Origin of the sequence: Streptomyces sp. NBC_01465, assembly GCF_036227325.1 — a bacterium.
In the GTDB taxonomy this organism is placed as follows: domain Bacteria; phylum Actinomycetota; class Actinomycetes; order Streptomycetales; family Streptomycetaceae; genus Streptomyces.
In genome coordinates, this window is record NZ_CP109467.1 from 873,948 (window position 1) to 891,958 (window position 18,011).

Genomic DNA, 18,011 nt, shown 5'->3' on the forward strand with positions numbered 1-18,011 from the left:
GTGCCAACTCATCTGCGGCAGCGCCCCGTTGCGCCCGCCGCCCCCGCCCCGGGCCCCTCCCCCGACGCCCCGCGCGCCCGGCTGCTGTCCCGGCTGGACACCAAGGGCTCCCCGTACCTCTTCCTCGCCCCGTTCTACGTCGTCTTCGCCGTCTTCGGGCTCTTCCCGCTCGGCTACACCGCCTGGGTCTCGCTGCACTCCTGGTCGATGTCCGGCAAGGGCAGCTTCATCGGCTTCGACAACTACACCGAGCTCTTCGCCGACCCCGACTTTTGGAACGCCCTCTTCAACACCCTGGGCATGCTGGCCCTCGCCACCGTCCCCCAGCTGTTCATCGCCCTCGTCCTGGCCGGACTGCTCAACCAGAAACTGCGCGCCACCACCCTCCTGCGCATGGGCGTCCTCCTGCCGATCGTCACCTCGGTCGCCGCCGTGGGCATCGTCTTCAGCCAGATCTTCGACCGCGACGCCGGCATGGCGAACGGCCTCCTCGGCCTGGTCGGCGTCCATCCGATCGACTGGCGCGCCGACAAGTGGTCGTCCTGGCTTGCCATTTCGACCATGGTCAACTGGCGCTGGACCGGCTACAACGCACTCATCTACCTGGCCGCCATGCAGTCGATCCCCCGCGAGCTGTACGAGGCCGCGGACATCGACGGCGCCGGCCGGATGCGCCAGCTGTGGAGCATCACGGTCCCGATGATCCGCCCCGCCGTGATCTTCACCGTCATCTCCTCGACCATCGCCGGGATGCAGCTCTTCACCGAGCCGCTCATCTTCGGGCAGGGCAACTACGCGATCTCCGGCGGCACTCTGCACCAGTTCCAGACCCTGTCGATGTACATGTTCGAGAAGGCCTTCAGGGACTTCGACTACGGATACGGATCCGCCGTCGCCTGGATGATCTTCCTCGTCATCATGCTCCTCACCCTGATCAACTTCCTCGTCGTACGAAGGGCGAAGTAGCCGTGCGCAGAACCAGCCCCCTGGTCTACCTCACCCTGATCGCCGCGATAGCCCTCTCCGCATTCCCCCTCTACTGGCTCTTCGTCGTCGCCTCCCGCTCCAACGACATCGTCGGCGACTGGCCCCCGCCCCTGATCCCCGGCAGCCACCTCCTCGACAACGTCTCGCGGCTCTTCGACGCCGAGGACGCCCACTTCCTCAAGGGCATGCTCAACTCGGCGATCGCCTCGCTCGCCGTCACCGTGTCCGTGGTCTTCTTCAGCTCCCTGGCGGGCTTCGCCTTCGCCAAACTCCGCTTCCGCGGAAAGAACTTCCTGCTCATGATCATCCTCGGCACCATGATGATCCCGGTCCAGATGGGCATCATCCCGCTCTACATGATCATGGTGAACTTCGGCTGGGAGAACCGCCTCCAGGCCGTCATCGTGCCGTTCCTCGTCTCGGCGTTCGGGGTCTTCCTGATGCGCCAGTACGCCGAGCGCGCGGTTCCCGACGAGCTGATCGAGGCCGCCCGCGTGGACGGCTGCCACACCTTCCGGATCTTCTGGACGGTGGTCATGCCGGCCCTGCGCCCGGGCGCTGCGGTCCTGGGCCTGTTCACCTTCATGGGCACCTGGAACGAATTCCTCTGGCCGCTGGCCGTCCTGGAGGCGGACAACCCCACGGTCCAGTTCTCCCTCAACCAGCTCTCCACCTCGTACTACACCGACTACACCCTGATGTTCTCGGGAGCTCTGGTCGCCACCGTGCCGCTGCTCCTCGTCTTCCTCGTCTCCGGGAAGCAGATCATCGGCGGCATCATGGAAGGGGCGGTCAAGTCATGACCCGGTTCGATCCCAGCTTCCTCTGGGGCGCGGCCACTTCCGGCTATCAGATCGAGGGCGCGGTCACCGAGGACGGACGCACCCCCTCCATCTGGGACACCTTCTCGGCAACACCGGGCAAGATCCTGGGCGGAGACACCGGCGCCGTGGCGGCCGACCACTACCACCGCTACCCCGAGGACATCGCGCTGATGTCCCAACTGGGCCTGCGCGCCTACCGCTTCTCGCTCGCCTGGCCCCGCATCCAGCCGGACGGCCGCGGCCCCGCCAACCCCAAGGGCCTCGACTTCTACCGCCGCCTGACCGACACCCTCCTGGAGCACGGCATCCAGCCCTGGCCGACGCTCTACCACTGGGACCTTCCCCAGCCCCTGGAGGACAAGGGCGGCTGGCCCGCGCGGGACACCGCGGAGCGCTTCGCCGAGTACGCCTCGCTCGCGTACGAAGCCCTCGGTGACCGCATCCCGGCCTGGACCACCCTCAACGAGCCCTGGTGCTCGGCCTTCCTCGGGTACGCCACCGGCCGCCACGCCCCCGGCCGCCGCGAGCCGGCAGCCGCCGTACGGGCCGCCCACCATCTCCTCCTGGGCCACGGCCTCGCGGCCGAGGCGATGCCGGACGCCCGCGTGGGCATCACCCTCAACCTCACCCACGTGACACCCCGCTCGAACGACCCCGCCGACCTCGACGCGGCCCGCCGCATCGACGGCATGCAGAACCGCCTCTTCCTCGACCCGCTCCTGCGCGCCGCCTACCCCGAGGACGTACTCGACGACCTCGGCGACATCACCGGCACCGACCACATCCGGCCCGGCGACCTGAAGACGATCGCGGCCCCGCTCGACTTCCTCGGTATCAACTACTACGCGCCGATGCTGGTCGCCCACAGCACCGAACCGACCCCGTCCGCCTACGTGGGATCCCCCTTCGTCGACATCGCCGACGGCGGCCGCCCGAAGACCGCCATGGGCTGGGAGATCGACGAACACGGCCTGCACGACCTCCTGTTGAGACTCAGGGCCGACTACCCCGAGGTGCCGCTGTACGTCACCGAGAACGGCGCCGCCTTCGACGAAGCGATCCACGACACGGCCCGCATCGCCTACCTCGACGGCCATCTGCGCGCCTGCGCCCGCGCGATCACCCAAGGCGTCCCGCTCAAGGGCTACTTCGTCTGGTCCCTCCTCGACAACTTCGAGTGGTCCTACGGCTACTCCCAGCGCTTCGGCATCGTGCACGTCGACTACCCCACCCAGCGCCGCACCCCCAAGGACAGCGCCCGCTGGTACGCCGCCGTCATCGAGCGTGGCGGACTGTGAACCACCGGCCTAGAGTTCTGATGTTCACCACCTCGAACGACCCACAGGAGCAGCCCGCACATGAACAACCGGCAGCCCACACTCGACGAGGTGGCGCTGCGCGCCGGGGTCTCCAGAGGCACCGTCTCACGTGTGATCAACAACCGTGAGCACGTCAGCAAGAAGGCGCGGCAGGCCGTCCAGACCGCGATCGAGGAACTGGGTTACGTACCGAGCAGCGCGGCCCGCGCCCTGTCCTCCCAGCGCCGCGGCGCGGTGGTCCTGGCCATCTCCAGCGACGATCCCGCCCTGTTCGCCAACCTCTTCTTCGCCGAGGTGATCTCCGGGGTCAACGCCGTCATCGAGGAGACCGACCTGGAGCTGCTCCTGGTCCTGGCCGCCTCGGAACGCGGCCGCGCCCGCCTCACCCGCATCCTCCAGTCACGGGGCGCGGACGGCGTCATGCTGCTCGCGCTGCGCGAGAACGACCCGCTGTCGAAGGTGGCCGAGAACGGCGGCGTCCCCGTCGTGCACGGCGGCCGCCCGCTCAACCGCGTACCGCAGTGGTACGTCGACGCCGACAACCGGGGCGGCGCACGCCAGGCGGTGGAACACCTCATCGCCACCGGCCGCAGCAGCATCGCCACCGTCACCGGATCGCAGGACATGCGCGTCGGTGTGGACCGTTATCTCGGCTTCCGCGAGGCGGTCGCGCTGGCAGGACTCAGCGACAGCAGGGTCGCGCACGGCGACTTCACCGAGGCGGGCGGGGCGGCCGCCATGACCCGGCTCCTGGACGAACACCCTGACCTGGACGCGGTGTTCGTCGCCTCCGACGCCATGGCAGCAGGTGCGCTACGGGTCCTGCGCGACCGCGGCCGTACGGTGCCCGGCGACATCGCGGTGGTCGGCTTCAACGACGTCGTCACCGCCCAGCACACCCAGCCGGCGCTCACCACGATCCGTCAGCCCATCGAGGCACTGGGCCGCGAGATGACCCGCATGCTGGTGCGCCTCATCAACGGCGAACAGCCGACCCCGCTGATCCTCCCCACCGAACTGGTGGTCAGGGAGTCCGCGTAGGCGCGGCCGGGCCGCTCACTCGCCGTCGGGGTCGGCCCGGTCCAGCGCGGGGCGCGGCCCCGGACCCGTCTCCGTCAGCAGGAAGTCGGCGGCGGCGGTGTCCGTGACCAGGCTGGTCACCAGACCCGACTTCAGTACGGCACCGATCGCGGCCGCCTTGCGCAGCCCGCCCGCGATCGCCACGACCTCGGGAATCCGGCGCAGCCGGTCGGCCTCGACGGTGATGCACCGCTCGCCCAGGTCACGCCCGACCCGGCGCCCCTCGGTGTCGAAGAGGTGCGCCGACATCTCGGCGGCCACGCCCAGCGAGGCGTAGTGCTCGCGCTCGGCGTCGCTGAGCATGTCGTGGACGGTGGAGATGCCCGGCTCCCAGGAGCCGATGGAGACAGCCGCGACGGTCACCTTGTCGAAGTACTCGAAGGCCCGCGCGATGCCCGTCTGGTTGCGCAGGGCCGCTGCGGTCGCCGGGTCGGGCAGCAGCATCGGGGCGTAGATGGGGTGCGCCTCGCCGCCGGACACCTGGGCGGCACGCCGTACGGCCTCGACGGAGCCGCGCTCGGCGGTCCCGGCGTCGTACACCCCGGTGAGCTGCACGACCGTGCAGGGCGGGAGCCGGTCGAGGGCTGCCGCCATATGGATGGTGGAGCGCCCCCAGGCCAGGCCGAGGACATCGCCCTCGTTGACCAGCTCGCCCAGGAGGTCGGCCGCCACCTCGCCCAGGTTCTCGGGGTCGGGTGCGTCGTCCGCGGCGTCCGCCGGGGACTCCACCACGACCGCGTGCCGCAGCCCGTAGCGGGCGCGCAGGGCGTCCGAGCGCTCCGCGTCCAGCTCCGCGGGGACGCGGATTTCGATCCGTACGAGATCCCGCTCCAGGGCCGTCTCCAGGACCCTGGCCACCTTGAAGCGGCTGACGCCGAACTCCTCGGCAATCTGGATCTTGGACTTGCCCTCCAGGTAGAAGCGGCGGGCCATGGCCGCCGCCTGCACCAGCTCCGCGGGTCCCATCCGCAGGGCAGACCGTCCCGCCGACATCGCAGACACCGCGTTCTCCTCACTGCTGTACACGTCCCGGACCCGCCATCCTGTCAGATCCGGCAGATCTTGATCAGCCCCGAAGGGCTTCGTTCACCTGCTGGTGGTTCAGTGGCCGCATGCCCATGAGGCCGTGGCGGTGGTCTCCTCGGCCTGGTGGCGGAGCATCCGCACCGCCGCGGCCGGGTCGTCCGCCCCGTACACCGCCGAGCCCGCCACGAAGACGTCCGCGCCCGCCTCGGCGCACTGCTCGATCGTGGAGGCCGAGACCCCGCCGTCGATCTGCAGCCACATCTCCAGACCGTGCTTGGAGATGAGCTCACGGGTGCGGCGGATCTTCGGCAGCATGATGTCGAGGAAGGCCTGGCCGCCGAAGCCCGGCTCCACCGTCATGATCAGCAGCATGTCGAGCTCGGGGAGCAGGTCCTCGTACGGCTCGATGGGCGTCGCGGGCTTCAGCGCCATGGAGGCGCGGGCGCCCTTGGCCCGGATCTCGCGCGCCAGGCGTACGGGCGCGGCCGCGGCCTCCGCGTGGAAGGTGACGGATCCGGCACCCGCTTCGACGTACTGCGGTGCCCACCGATCGGGGTCCTCGATCATCAGATGGCAGTCCAGCGGGATGTCCGTCGCCCGGCTGAGCGATTCCACGATCGGTACGCCCAGGGTCAGATTGGGCACGAAGTGGTTGTCCATCACGTCGACGTGGAGCCAGTCGGCGCCTTCGACGGCCTTGGCCTCCTCGGCGAGCCGGGAGAAGTCGGCGGACAGGATGCTGGGGTTGATCTGGACGGCCATGCCCCAAGCCTGCCATGTCCCGCGCCACTTGCCTGCCACGGTACGGACCAAAGGGTCCCGGGATCAGTACATGCCGTGCAATCCTGGCGATTCACCGGCACCTCGGGGGCGGGAGAGCTCGCGGCGGGGGCACTTGGGGGGCGTCATGACCGACGCGGAGAACGGCGGACGACGTGGTGCGGCCCGGCTCGTGTGCGGGCGGCGCACCAAGTGGCTGGTGCTCGGGGTGTGGCTGGTGGTGATCTTCGCGGCGTTCCCGCTGGCCTCCAAGCTGACCGGCGCCCAGAACAACGACGCGAACACCTGGCTGCCCGGGAGCGCGGAATCCACGCAGGTGCTCACGGCGTCCGAGGAGTTCAGGCCCCAGTCGATTCCGGCGATCGTCGTGTACGCACGCGCCGAGGGACTGACCGCGGCCGACCGGGCGGACATCGGTGAGGACGCGGCGGCCCTGAAGAAACTGACCGACCACGGGATCCTGGGCAGCGACGTCCAGGGGCCCGCCTTCAACACCAAGGGCACCGCCGCGCAGATCTTCGTCCCCGTCTCCATGGGCGACAAGGGCTGGGAGAAGATCGCCGCGGCCGTCGACTCGATGCGCGAGGTCACCGGCTCCTCCACGGGCGGGCTCGGCGTCCACATCACCGGGCCCGGCGGCATTTCTGCCGACTTCTCCGACGCGTTCGAGGGGATCGACTCGACGCTGCTGTTCTCCGCGCTCGGCGTGGTCGTCGTGACGCTGCTCATCACCTACCGCAGCCCCTCGCTGCTGCTCGTCCCCGTGCTCTCGGTGGTCGGCGCGCTCTCCGTCGCCCAGGCGGTGATCTATCTCCTCGCCAAGCACGCAGGGCTGACGGTGAACGGCCAGAGCGCGGGCATTCTCACCGTGCTGGTCTTCGGCGCGGGCACGGACTACGCGCTGCTGCTCGTCGCCCGCTACCGCGAGGAGCTGCGCAAGCACGAGGACCGGCACGAGGCGATGGCACTCGCGCTGCACCGTGCGGGCCCGGCCGTGCTGGCGAGCGGCGCCACCGTCGTACTGAGCATGCTCGTCCTGATGGTGGCGGAGATGAACTCCACCCGGGGCCTCGGTCCCGTCGCCGCGATCGGGGTCGCCGTCGCCCTGCTCACCATGCTGACGCTGTTCCCTGCCCTGCTGGTGATCTTCGGCAGGTGGATCTTCTGGCCCGTAGCGCCCCACTTCGGCTCCCCGGAGCCCACGGTGAGCGGCTTCTGGGCGCGTACGGGAGACCGCATCGCCGTGCGTCCACGGGCCGTCTGGGTGGTGACGGCCGTCGTGCTCGGCGGGCTCTCCTTCGGGCTGATGCAGCTGCGGGCGGACGGCATCGGCAATGCGGACGCCTTCACCGGCAGGCCGGACTCGGTCGTGGGGCAGGAGGTCCAGGCCCGCTACTTCCCGGCCGGCAGCGGCGACCCGGTCGTCGTCATCGCGGCGGCGGACCATGCCGACGCGGTCCGTACGGCGGTGGCGGCGGACCCGGGCGTGGTCCCGGCGTCGATCGGCGTACCGCCCGGATCGAAGCAAGTGGCGGGCGGGCGCGCCCTGTTCGAGGTCACCACGGTCGCCGCGGGCGACAGCGACGCGGCCCAGCAGACGGTCAAACGGCTCAGGACCACCGTGCACAAGATCCCCGGCGCCGAGGCGGAGGTCGGCGGCACCACGGCCTCGGTGATCGACATGAACGCCGCGACGCGCCACGACAACACCCTGATCATCCCGCTGGTGCTGCTCGTGGTGCTGGTGATCCTCGGCGTCCTGCTGCGCGCCCTGGTGGCTCCGCTGCTGCTGATCGCGACCGTGGTGCTGTCTTTCGCCACCGCGCTGGGCGTCAGCGCCCTCGCCTTCCGCTATCTCTTCGACTACGCGGGCGAGGGCACCGACCTGCCCCTGTTCGTCTTCGTCTTCCTGGTCGCGCTCGGCATCGACTACAACATCTTCCTGTCGACCCGCATCCGCGAGGAGGCGGGCCTCAAGGGCGCCAGGCGCGGTGTGGTGACCGGCCTCTCGGCGACCGGCGCGGTCATCACCTCGGCGGGCCTGGTCCTTGCGGGCACCTTCGCGGTGCTCGGGACCCTGCCGATGGTCGCCTTCGCCGAACTGGGCTTCGCGGTCGGGCTCGGCGTGCTGCTCGACACCTTCGTCGTACGGTCCGTGCTGGTCACGGCCCTGTTCCTGGACGTGGGCCCGCGGGTGTGGTGGCCGCACCGCCTCGCCCGCGAGTCCGCCGCCCTGGATGCCGAGTCCGAACAGACCCCGGTGACCTCAGGCAGTACGCCGCAGTAGCGCCATGTACATCGCGTCCGTGCCGTGCAGATGCGGCCACATCTGTACGTCGGGCCCCTCTCCCAGCGCGGGAACACCGGGCATCAGCGGCCGTACGTCGATCCACTCGGCCTCCACCGGCTGACCGCCGCGCCCCTTGAGGACGTCCTCGACGACCACGCGGGTCTCGGCGAGGTGCGGCGAGCAGGTCGCGTAGCCGACGATGCCCCCGACACGTACCGCGCTCAACGCCTCGCGCAACAGCCCCCGTTGGAGCGGCGCGAAGCCCTCCAGGTCGTCGGGGCGACGGCGCCAGCGCGCCTCGGGGCGGCGGCGCAGCGCGCCGAGTCCCGTGCAGGGGACGTCCATCAGCACCCGGTCGAAGGACCCGGGCAGCCACGGCGGCCGGGTCCCGTCGGCCGCGATGACCTGGTACGGGCCCGGATTGCCTGCCAGCGCCCGCTCGACGAGACGCGCCCGGTGGGGCTGCTTCTCCGAGGCGAGCAGCGTCGCGCCGCACTGTGCGGCGAGCGCCGCCAGCATGGCGGCCTTGCCGCCGGGGCCCGCGCAGCCGTCGAGCCAGCGCTCGTCGCGGCCCTCGATCTCCGCGTTGGCCAGGGCGATCGCGACGAGCTGGCTGCCCTCGTCCTGGACGCCGGCGCGCCCGTCCCGTACCGCCTCGATCGCGCCGGGCTCGCCCCCCTCGGCCAGCCGTACGGCATAGGGCGACCAGCGGCCGGGCAGCGCGGAGTCCTCGCCCAGGGTGTCGAGCAGTTCGTCGGGGGTGGAGCGTCCGGGACGCGCCACCAGCGTCACCTCGGGCCGCTCGTTGTCGGCCTCCAGAAGGTCCTCGATGCCGGCGCGGCCGCCGCCGAGGGAGTCCCAGAGCGCGGAGACGATCCAGCGGGGGTGCGAGTGGACGATGGCGAGGTTCTCCTCGGCGTCGTCGTCGTATGGCGGAGCGACCCGCTCCAGCCAGCCGTCGAGATCGTCCGCGGAGACCTTGCGCAGGACCGCGTTGACGAACTTGGCGCGCCCGTCGCCGAGCACGACGCGCGCCAGCTCCACACTCGCGGAGACCGCGGCGTGGGTGGGGATGCGGGTGCCGAGGAGCTGGTGCGCGCCGAGGGCGAGCACGTCGAGCACCGGCGGGTCGACCTCGCGCAGCGGCCGGTCGACGCAGGCCGCGATGATCGCGTCGTACGTGCCCTGGCGGCGCAGCGTCCCGTACACCAGCTCGGTGGCGAGGGCCGCGTCACGGGCGTCGAAATCGCCCTTGTCGCGGGCCTTCTTCAGCAGCGGGGGCAGGACGAGGTTGGCGTACGCGTCCCGCTCGTCGACCGCCCGCAGCGCCTCGAAGGCGAGGATGCGCACCGGGTCCTTCTTGGGGCGGCGGTGCGGCTTCGGCTGCTGGGCGGGACGGCGACGAGGCTGGTCGTTCACGTGAAAGGTGCTCCGCTGATGGTGTCGGGGGCGAACCCTCTCAGCGTACGTCCGCCTGACCCACACGCTCACCGGGGGCGATCCGCACCCCGCGTGCCCAGTCCGCGGCGCGCATCGGCTTCTTGCCCTGGGGCTGGACCCAGAGCAGCTCGACGGCGTGCGAGCCGGTGCCGACGTACACGTTGTTCTTGGCGGCGGACAGCTCGCCGGGGGCCAGGTCGGTGCGGTCGGGTGCCGGTGCGGCGGCGACCAGCTTGAGGCGCTCGCCGCGGAAGACGGTCCAGGCGCCGGGGGCGGGGGTGCAGCCGCGGACGAGGCGGTCGACGCGCAGCGCCGGGGCGGCCCAGTCGATGCGGGCGTCCTCGACGGTGAGCTTCGGGGCGAGCGAGATGCCCTCGTGCGGCTGCGGTACGGCGTGCAGCGTGCCGTCCTCGATGCCGTCCATGGTCGCGGAGAGGAGCCCGGCACCTGCGAAGGCGAGGCGCGTGAGCAGGTCGCCGCTGGTGTCGGTGGGGCGCACCTCCTCGGTGAGCACGCCGTACACGGGACCGGAGTCCAGGCCCTCCTCGATGAGGAAGGTGGAGGCGCCGGTCACCTCGTCCCCGCCGATGATCGCGTGCTGCACGGGGGCCGCGCCGCGCCAGGCGGGCAGCAGCGAGAAGTGCAGATTGACCCAGCCGCGGGCGGGGACGTCCAGGGCGACCTTGGGCAGCAGGGCGCCGTACGCGACGACCGGGCAGCAGTCCGGGGCGATCTCGCGCAGCCGCGCCAGGAACTCCTCGTCGCGCGGCTTCACCGGCTTGAGGACCTCGATCCCGGCCTCCTCGGCGCGCTGCGCGACGGGGCTGGCGACCAGCTTGCGGCCGCGTCCCGCGGGGGCGTCGGGGCGGGTGACGACGGCGGCGACCTCATGACGGCCGGAGGCGATCAGGGCGTCCAGGGCGGGTACGGCGACCTCGGGGGTGCCTGCGAAGACGAGTTTCACTGATGTACCTCTCAGACCGGTCAGCCCGGTGCGTACGACGGCGAGCGACGCACCAGTCTATGGGCCCTGGGCGCAGGGGGCGTACGCACGGCCGCGCGCCCCTCGCATATGCCCATACGCCCCCGCAGCGTGACCACAACAGCCGGTAGCGCGTTGGTCAAAAGAGATTGACCGAAATGGGCCGCAGAGGCGGCCCGATTCCTTATCCCCGCCGGTTCGAGAGGCTTGTTCATGGCCGACCACGCAACCCACGACGCCCAAGCGCGGGCCAGCCTGCACCTGTTGGTGCGGGACATCGAGCGGGTCCGCCGGCAGGTGGACGCACTGCGCACCCTCACCGCCCAGCTGGGCAACGTCTACCGCCCGCGCCGCTCCGGCCCGTCCACGGGCTTCGTCGTCTACGGCAGGGCTCCGGCCCCGACCGTCCGTCTCGCCCAGGAACTGCGGGACAGCGTCGAGACCCTGGTCACCGCGGCGGTCGACTTCGACCGTTCGCTGGGCTTCTCGTGGGACGCGGTGGGTTCGGCACTCGGGGTCACCAAGCAGGCGGTGCACCGCCGTTACGGCGCGCGGCGCACCGGCGCGCAGTCCGGCGCCCCCGAGCCGGAGCACTCTCCCGTCGAGGCTCCTGCCGCACCGACCCGCACGCTGCCCCTCGGTACGGGACTGCCCGCAGTCCCCGCCGCCCGCTCCATGCCGCCCCAGCCCTCGGCGAGCACCCAGGCCCTGCGCGAGGAAGTGCGCCCCAGCGCGTTCCCCGGTCCGCGCAACGGCTGACTCTTTCACCAGCTGCCCCTGCCGTGGTGTCACGGTCAGGGGCAGCGGTGCGTCCGGCCCCGGCTGGCACTGCCCTGCCTCAGCCGATGTCGGGCGGGTCGACCCTGATCCGTACCGGATCGACGCCCCGCGTCAGCCGGGACGCCTGCGCACGCTTCAGCGCGGCGGCCAGCGCGGCCCCGCTGCCGGGCGGCACCCGCAGCAGCGCCCGCTCCCAGCTCTCCCCCGGCGGGGCGTCACCCGTCCTGCGCGGCCTGCCAGGATCGGCGACGGGCAGCGGAACGGGCCCCAACACCTCGGCGTCGCCAGGTAGTTCGGCCGCTGCGAGGAACTCGGCCAGCGCCTCCGGCTTCCCCGAGACCGCCGCCATCCGCGACACGGGCGGGAATCTCAGCTCGGCCCGCTCGGCCAGTTCGCGCACCGCGTGCCCGACGGGGTCCCATCGCACGAGGGCCTGTACGGGCCTGAGCGTGGGCTCCGCGACCACGACGACCGTGCCGCCCTCGCCCTGCCCCCGTACGAGCGAGGCGGCGTCGATCCAGCGCCGCAGCGCCTCTTCCCCGGCCCGCAGATCGGGCCGCCCCAGCATCGCCCAGCCGTCGAGCAGCAGCGCGGCCGCGTACCCGCCGTCGGCGACCGGTTCGGCGCCGGGCGTGGAGATGACCAGCGCGGGCTGCCCGGGCACGGTGTCCAGCACATGGTCGCGCCCCGAGGTCCGCACCGGTACGGCGGGAAAGGCCCGCCCCAGCTCCTCGGCGGTCCGCCGCGCCCCCACGATCTGCGCCCGCAGCCGTACGCCACCGCACTCGATGCAGTGCCATCCGTCCTCCCCGCGCCCGCACCAGGCGCAGTGCAGGGCCCGTTCGTCGGGAGCCTCCAGCGGCCCGGCACAGTGCACACAGCGCGCGGGTGTCCTGCACCGCTCACAGGCCAGCCTCGGTACGTACCCGCGCCGGGGCACCTGGACCAGTACGGGACCGGTCTTCAGCCCGTTCCGTACGGCCTCCCAGGCGAGGCTGGGCAGACGCGCGGCCCGTGCCGCCTCGTCCCGCGCCAGGTCGAAGTCGCCCACGGTCCGCACCCGGGGAGCTGCGGCCCGCACCTGCTCCCGGTCGGCGACGAGCGGTGCGGCCCAGCCGCTCTCCACCAGCTGGGCGGCCTCGACCGTGCAGCTCGTACTCCCCAGCAGGAACGCGCACTTGTCGTGTGCGGCTCGCAGCAGCAGCACCTCACGCGCATGCGGCAGCGGAGCGTGCAGTTCGCTGTGGCTGGAGTCCCCGTCCTCCCAGATGGCGACCAGCCCGAGGTCCCGTACGGGAGCGAACATCGCGGCCCGCGTCCCGACGACGGCCCGCACCGCCCCCCGCCGCACGGCGAGCCACTGCCGATAACGCTTCTCCGGGCCGACCTCCGCGGTGAGCACCGCGTGCCGCCCCTCCCCCAGCACTCCGGTCAGGGCCGCGTCCATGCGCGCGGCGCTGCGCCCGTCGGGCACGACGACCAGCGCACCCCGCCCGGAAGCCAGCGTCGCGGCGACGGCGCGCGCCAGCTCGTCGGGCCAGTGCGGCCCGGGCAGCGCGGTCCACACGGCCCGCGGCGCCCCGCCCCCGGCCAGTGCCTCCAGGAACCCCGGCCCCTTCCCGTACCGCTCCCAGGTGCCCGCGCCCGGAGCCGGTGGCGGCGGCAGCGGCTCCGGTGACGGCTTCGACTCGGCCCGCGCATTGCGCGGTGGGACGGCCAGCTGCAGCACATCGGCCAGGCTCCCCGCATACCGGTCGGCCACGGCCCGCGCCAGGCCCAGCAGTTCGGGCCCGAGCACGGGTTCCTCCGAAACGACCCCGGCCAGCGCGGCCAGCGCCCCCTCGTAATCCGATTCGGCACGCCGCTCGACGATGAACCCGTCGATCAGCCCCCCGCCTTCACGGCGCCCTTCCCGCACATTGCGATTCCCCGCCCCGAACCGCACCCGCACCCGCACACCCGGCCGGGCCGCTTCGTCGAGCTCCTCAGGAACGGCGTAGTCGAAGAACTGGTCGAGATGCAGCACGCCCTTGTTCACGACAACGCGCGCGACGGGCAGTTCCTTGGCCAGCGCGGCTCCCCGCCAGGTCCGCGGCTTGGCCTTGGGCACCTTCGCTTTCCGCACGGTCTCCCGGATCAGCGCAAGCTGCTCCGGCGCCCCGCCCCCGCAGTCCCCGTCCTGCTCGTTCTCGCTGCTCACAACCACATTCCTACCAGCCCGCACTGACAACGGGGACAGCACGACGGCCCCGGACCACAGAGGTCCGGGGCCGTCGCGTACGACAGGTGTGCTTACAGGCCGGCGGCCTTGCGCAGGGCGTCCACGCGGTCCGTGCGCTCCCAGGTGAACTCGGGGAGCTCGCGGCCGAAGTGGCCGTACGCCGCGGTCTGGGCGTAGATCGGGCGGAGCAGGTCGAGGTCGCGGATGATCGCGGCCGGACGGAGGTCGAAGACCGCGGCGATCGCCGTCTCGATCTTGTCCGTGTCGATCGTGGCGGTGCCGAAGGTCTCGACGAAGAGACCGACCGGCTCGGCCTTGCCGATCGCGTACGCGACCTGGACCTCGCAGCGTGCGGCGAGACCCGCGGCCACGACGTTCTTGGCGACCCAACGCATCGCGTACGCGGCCGAACGGTCCACCTTCGACGGGTCCTTGCCCGAGAAGGCGCCGCCGCCGTGGCGGGCCATGCCGCCGTACGTGTCGATGATGATCTTGCGGCCGGTCAGGCCGGCGTCGCCCATCGGGCCGCCGATCTCGAAGCGGCCGGTCGGGTTGACCAGCAGGCGGTAGCCCTCGGTCTCCAGCTTGATGCCGTCCTCGAGGAGCTGCTTGAGGACGTGCTCCACGACGAACTCGCGGATGTCGGGGGCGAGCAGCGACTCCAGGTCGATGTCGCTCGCGTGCTGCGAGGAGACGACGACCGTGTCGAGGCGGACGGCCTTGTCGCCGTCGTACTCGATGGTGACCTGGGTCTTGCCGTCGGGGCGCAGGTAGGGGATCGTCCCGTTCTTGCGGACCTCGGAGAGACGGCGCGAGAGCCGGTGTGCCAGGTGGATCGGCAGCGGCATCAGCTCGGGCGTCTCGTCGCAGGCATAGCCGAACATCAGGCCCTGGTCGCCGGCGCCCTGCTTGTCGAGCTCGTCCTCATCGCCTTCGACGCGCTTCTCGTACGCGGTGTCGACGCCCTGCGCGATGTCCGGGGACTGCGCGCCGATGGACACCGACACGCCGCAGGAGGCGCCGTCGAAGCCCTTCTTCGAGGAGTCGTAACCGATCTCGAGGATCTTGTCGCGCACGAGCTGCGCGATCGGCGCGTACGCCTTCGTGGTGACCTCACCGGCCACGTGCACGAGGCCCGTGGTGATGAGCGTCTCCACAGCGACACGCGATGTGGGGTCCTGCGTCAGAAGCGCATCGAGGATGGTGTCGCTGATCTGGTCAGCGATCTTGTCGGGGTGGCCCTCGGTGACGGACTCCGAGGTGAACAGGCGACGGGACACAACGCTCCCTGGGGTTGCAGCGGCTGCTGGCTGATCATTGGCGGAACGGTTCGGGGGCTGCGCCCGACATCATTCCGAGACCAGTTTATCGGTCACTTCCGGTCGCTGGACCACGCGTCTCGCTCCGTGGGAGCCGTGTGATCCGCGGCACGTCATTGTGCAGTATGACGAATGCCGGACACCAGGGGGTAAATAGCCTGATTTGCCGGACTTTTCCCGCCTGATGGGGCGAAACAAAGAATTCATTCGAGCCGGGGTACGACCAGATCCCACACGGTGTCGGCCAGCGCTTCCTTCGGTCCGTACGGCACCGGGGTCTCGCCCCCGTCCGCCGCGAGGACAACGGCTTCGTTCTCCTCGGACCCGAAGGTCTTGCGCTCCCCCACCTCGTTGACGACGAGCAGATCGCATCCCTTGCGCTGCAGTTTCGTCCGCCCGTTGGCGAGGACGTCGTCGGTCTCCGCGGCGAATCCGACCACCACCTGTCCGGGCCTCGCACGGTCGGCCGAGATCTCGGCGAGGATGTCCGGATTGCGGACCAGAGCGACCGGCGCGGGCTCCTGGCCGTCCTTCTTCTTGATCTTCCCGGCGGCGTACGACTCCGGCCTGAAGTCGGCCACGGCGGCCGCCATGACCACGGCGTCCGCGTCGGCCGCGGCCTTCAGGACGGCCTCGCGCAGTTGTACGGCCGTCCCGATGTGCACCACGTCGGCGCCCGCCGGGTCCGCGAGCCCGGTGTTCGCCTCGATCAGCGTCACCCTGGCGCCGCGGGCGACAGCCGTACGGGCGAGGGCGTAACCCTGCTTTCCGGAGGAACGGTTCCCCAGGTAGCGGACCGGGTCGAGCGGCTCGCGGGTGCCGCCCGCGCTGACCACGACATGCTTCCCGGCCAGGTCGGGCTCGCGCACGCCACGGGCCAGGACGCGTCGGCACACCTCGAAGATCTCGCCCGGGTCGGGCAGTCGCCCCTTGCCGGTGTCCACGCCGGTGAGACGGCCCACGGCCGGCTCGATGACGACCGCGCCGCGGCGGCGCAGGGTGGCGACGTTCTCCTGGGTCGCGGGGTGTTCCCACATCTCGGTGTGCATCGCGGGTGCAAAGACGACCGGACAGCGCGCGGTCAGCAGCGTGTTGGTGAGGAGGTCGTCGGCAAGGCCGTGGGCCGCCTTGGCCAGCATGTCGGCGGTGGCCGGCGCGACCACGACCAGATCGGCGCCCTGGCCGATCCGGACGTGCGGGACCTCGTGGACGTCGGACCACACCTCGGTCGAGACGGGATGCCCGGAAAGCGCGGACCAGGTCGCGGCGCCGACGAAATGCAGCGCGGACTCCGTCGGCACGACGCGTACGTCATGACCGGACTCGGTCAGCCGGCGCAGCACCTCGCACGCCTTGTACGCGGCGATGCCACCGCTGACCCCCAGAACGACCTTCGGCTTGTCCGCCACGTCGATGTCTCCCCGCACTCGGTTCCGTACGACTCCATCACACACCACAGGCCCGGCAGTCGCGCTGCCGGGCCTGTGGTGACACTGCTCTGTGCTTCTTGCCTACTGGGCGGGGCCCTCGATGGCCTCGGAGGTCAGCAGACCCGCGTTGATCTCGCGGAGCGCGATCGAGAGGGGCTTCTCGTGGACGTGAGTGTCCACCAGGGGACCGACGTACTCGAGCAGGCCTTCGCCGAGCTGCGAGTAGTACGCGTTGATCTGGCGCGCGCGCTTGGCGGCGTAGATCACGAGGCTGTACTTGGAGTCGGTTGCCTCGAGGAGCTCATCAATCGGCGGGTTGATGATGCCCTCGGGCGTGGTGATGGAAGAGGACACTCTCTGCCTTCCGATGGAGTTAAAGGTCTAAAGAACCTTCATCAAGGCTAGCAGCTCACGGGCTACGTCCTCGACGGAGGTGTTGACCAGGGTCGTATCGAACTCGGACTCGGCGGCCAGTTCGACCTTCGCGGCCTCCAGGCGGCGTTCGATGACCTCGGGCGCCTCGGTCCCGCGGCCGGTGAGCCGGCGGACCAGTTCGTCCCAGCTCGGCGGGGCCAGGAAGACCAGCTGAGCCTCGGGCATCGAATCCCGTACCAGTCGGGCACCCTGGAGATCGATCTCCAGGAGCACGGGCTCCCCCGCGTCGAGGCGGTCGTGGACCGCCTGACGCGGGGTGCCGTAACGGTTGCCCGCAAACTCGGCCCACTCCAGCAGTTCGCCGTTGGCGACGAGCTTGTCGAACTCCTCGTCGTCCACGAAGAAGTACTGGACGCCGTGGCGCTCGCCGGGGCGTGGCTTGCGGGTCGTCGCCGACACCGAGAGCCAAACCTCGGGGTGGACCTTGCGCATATGGGCGACAACCGTGCTCTTGCCGACCCCGGAGGGGCCGGAGAGCACGGTCAACCGCGGACGTTCGTTCATGCGGCGATTATTCCAGCTTCCCGGGGGTGCCCAGGACGTCAGGCGCCGCCGCCACCGAACTCGCGCTCCAAGGATGCGATCTGATTGGAGCCGAGACCGCGCACTCGGCGGCTCTCGGAGATCCCGAGCCGCTCCATGAGCTGCTTGGCACGGACCTTGCCCACGCCGGGCAGGGACTCAAGGAGGGCGGAGACCTTCATCTTCCCGATGACGTCGTTCTCCTGGCCCTGCTTGATGACCTCGTGGAGGGAAGCGCCGGAGTGCTTGAGTCGATTCTTGACCTCGGCCCGCTCCCGGCGAGCCGCGGCGGCCTTTTCGAGCGCGGCTGCGCGCTGTTCAGGGGTAAGGGGCGGAAGAGCCACGCCTACGTCACCTCGGATGTCGATCTGTCGGATACGGACCGGTGAGGGACCTGGACGCCCCACACCAGGGGAGCAACGAGCAACGTAACTGCCCGTTCGCTCTCGACGGAGACTAGCGGCCCGGACCGCTCCAGTCAGCGAGAACAGACGAAAAGTCCTGGTCAGCTGAGGCGGGACGGGATATTTCGGGCATAACACCCCGGTTTTCGGCCTGTGGGACGGAAAAGATTCG

16 protein-coding genes are annotated in these 18,011 nt (G+C 70.9%); 6 read left to right on the forward strand and 10 right to left on the reverse strand.

All coding sequences use genetic code 11. The annotated features are described in order from the left end of the window. The 4 genes from OG707_RS03825 to OG707_RS03840 are packed head-to-tail and all read left to right on the forward strand — an operon-like array spanning position 1 to position 4,171. Positions 1–966, forward strand: coding sequence for a carbohydrate ABC transporter permease (locus OG707_RS03825; RefSeq protein WP_329114320.1), 966 nt, complete (start codon positions 1–3; stop codon positions 964–966). 2 nt (positions 967–968) lie between these two features. Continuing rightward, positions 969–1,790 carry a carbohydrate ABC transporter permease gene (locus tag OG707_RS03830; RefSeq protein WP_329114322.1) on the forward strand — a complete coding sequence of 274 codons (822 nt, stop codon included), beginning with the start codon at positions 969–971 and terminating at the stop codon, positions 1,788–1,790. Then, the gene (locus tag OG707_RS03835; protein ID WP_329114324.1) at positions 1,787–3,109 is read left to right on the forward strand and encodes a GH1 family beta-glucosidase; all 1,323 of its coding nucleotides are present in this window, start codon (positions 1,787–1,789) and stop codon (positions 3,107–3,109) included. Before OG707_RS03830 ends, OG707_RS03835 begins: the two co-directional genes overlap by 4 nt. 60 nt (positions 3,110–3,169) lie before the next feature. Next, positions 3,170–4,171 (forward strand): LacI family DNA-binding transcriptional regulator, encoded by a 1,002-nt coding sequence (locus OG707_RS03840; protein WP_329114326.1) that lies wholly within the window; start codon positions 3,170–3,172, stop codon positions 4,169–4,171. A 15-nt stretch (positions 4,172–4,186) separates the two neighbouring features. On the opposite strand, the gene OG707_RS03845 is transcribed toward OG707_RS03840, so the two are convergent. Together OG707_RS03845 and rpe are read right to left on the reverse strand one after the other, a co-directional pair. After that, positions 4,187–5,203, reverse strand: a complete 1,017-nt coding sequence (locus tag OG707_RS03845) for a sugar-binding transcriptional regulator (protein ID WP_329127603.1) — start codon at positions 5,201–5,203, stop codon at positions 4,187–4,189. Between the two features lie 108 nt (positions 5,204–5,311). Then, positions 5,312–5,998: a ribulose-phosphate 3-epimerase gene (rpe, locus tag OG707_RS03850; RefSeq protein WP_329114328.1), complete on the reverse strand. Its 687-nt coding sequence runs from the start codon at positions 5,996–5,998 to the stop codon at positions 5,312–5,314. 145 nt (positions 5,999–6,143) lie between these two features. On the opposite strand from rpe, the gene OG707_RS03855 reads away from it, so the two are divergent. Continuing rightward, a complete protein-coding gene (locus OG707_RS03855; protein WP_329114330.1) occupies positions 6,144–8,303 on the forward strand; it encodes an MMPL family transporter in 2,160 nt (719 codons plus the stop codon). Here OG707_RS03855 and OG707_RS03860 read toward each other — a convergent pair. Together OG707_RS03860 and fmt are read right to left on the reverse strand one after the other, a co-directional pair. Continuing rightward, complete coding sequence (locus tag OG707_RS03860; RefSeq protein ID WP_329114333.1) at positions 8,283–9,725, reverse strand: RsmB/NOP family class I SAM-dependent RNA methyltransferase; 1,443 nt, start codon at positions 9,723–9,725, stop codon at positions 8,283–8,285. The two genes, OG707_RS03855 and OG707_RS03860, sit on opposite strands and share 21 nt — an antisense overlap. Positions 9,726–9,765: 40 nt before the next feature. Continuing rightward, positions 9,766–10,710, reverse strand: a complete 945-nt coding sequence (fmt, locus tag OG707_RS03865) for a methionyl-tRNA formyltransferase (RefSeq protein ID WP_329114334.1) — start codon at positions 10,708–10,710, stop codon at positions 9,766–9,768. A gap of 231 nt (positions 10,711–10,941) precedes the next feature. Between fmt and OG707_RS03870 the strand changes: the two genes are divergently transcribed. Next, entirely contained in the window at positions 10,942–11,487 is a 546-nt protein-coding gene (locus tag OG707_RS03870) for a hypothetical protein (protein ID WP_329114336.1), read from the forward strand. A 79-nt stretch (positions 11,488–11,566) separates the two neighbouring features. On the opposite strand, the gene OG707_RS03875 is transcribed toward OG707_RS03870, so the two are convergent. From OG707_RS03875 to OG707_RS03900, 6 genes are all read right to left on the reverse strand, one after another. Continuing rightward, positions 11,567–13,708, reverse strand: coding sequence for a primosomal protein N' (locus tag OG707_RS03875; protein WP_329114338.1), 2,142 nt, complete (start codon positions 13,706–13,708; stop codon positions 11,567–11,569). Positions 13,709–13,800: 92 nt separating this feature from the next. Continuing rightward, on the reverse strand, positions 13,801–15,009 hold the full coding sequence (gene metK, locus OG707_RS03880) for a methionine adenosyltransferase (RefSeq protein WP_329114340.1): 1,209 nt from the start codon (positions 15,007–15,009) through the stop codon (positions 13,801–13,803). A 242-nt stretch (positions 15,010–15,251) separates the two neighbouring features. Next, the gene (coaBC, locus tag OG707_RS03885; protein WP_329114343.1) at positions 15,252–16,457 is read right to left on the reverse strand and encodes a bifunctional phosphopantothenoylcysteine decarboxylase/phosphopantothenate--cysteine ligase CoaBC; all 1,206 of its coding nucleotides are present in this window, start codon (positions 16,455–16,457) and stop codon (positions 15,252–15,254) included. Positions 16,458–16,559: 102 nt separating this feature from the next. After that, on the reverse strand, positions 16,560–16,832 hold the full coding sequence (gene rpoZ, locus OG707_RS03890) for a DNA-directed RNA polymerase subunit omega (protein WP_003970369.1): 273 nt from the start codon (positions 16,830–16,832) through the stop codon (positions 16,560–16,562). A 27-nt stretch (positions 16,833–16,859) separates the two neighbouring features. After that, positions 16,860–17,417 carry a guanylate kinase gene (gene gmk / locus OG707_RS03895; protein WP_329114345.1) on the reverse strand — a complete coding sequence of 186 codons (558 nt, stop codon included), beginning with the start codon at positions 17,415–17,417 and terminating at the stop codon, positions 16,860–16,862. Positions 17,418–17,455: 38 nt separating this feature from the next. Next, positions 17,456–17,779: an integration host factor gene (locus OG707_RS03900; protein WP_328971330.1), complete on the reverse strand. Its 324-nt coding sequence runs from the start codon at positions 17,777–17,779 to the stop codon at positions 17,456–17,458. Positions 17,780–18,011 lie beyond the last annotated feature (232 nt).

Coding starts and splice junctions, on each gene's coding strand:
- OG707_RS03845 (WP_329127603.1), bottom strand. CDS start 5,203: ATGTCGGCGGGACGGTCTGCCCTGCGGATGGGACCCGCGGAGCTGGTG.
- gmk (WP_329114345.1), bottom strand. CDS start 17,417: ATGAACGAACGTCCGCGGTTGACCGTGCTCTCCGGCCCCTCCGGGGTC.
- rpe (WP_329114328.1), bottom strand. CDS start 5,998: ATGGCCGTCCAGATCAACCCCAGCATCCTGTCCGCCGACTTCTCCCGG.
- OG707_RS03855 (WP_329114330.1), top strand. CDS start 6,144: ATGACCGACGCGGAGAACGGCGGACGACGTGGTGCGGCCCGGCTCGTG.
- OG707_RS03840 (WP_329114326.1), top strand. CDS start 3,170: ATGAACAACCGGCAGCCCACACTCGACGAGGTGGCGCTGCGCGCCGGG.
- OG707_RS03835 (WP_329114324.1), top strand. CDS start 1,787: ATGACCCGGTTCGATCCCAGCTTCCTCTGGGGCGCGGCCACTTCCGGC.
- OG707_RS03870 (WP_329114336.1), top strand. CDS start 10,942: ATGGCCGACCACGCAACCCACGACGCCCAAGCGCGGGCCAGCCTGCAC.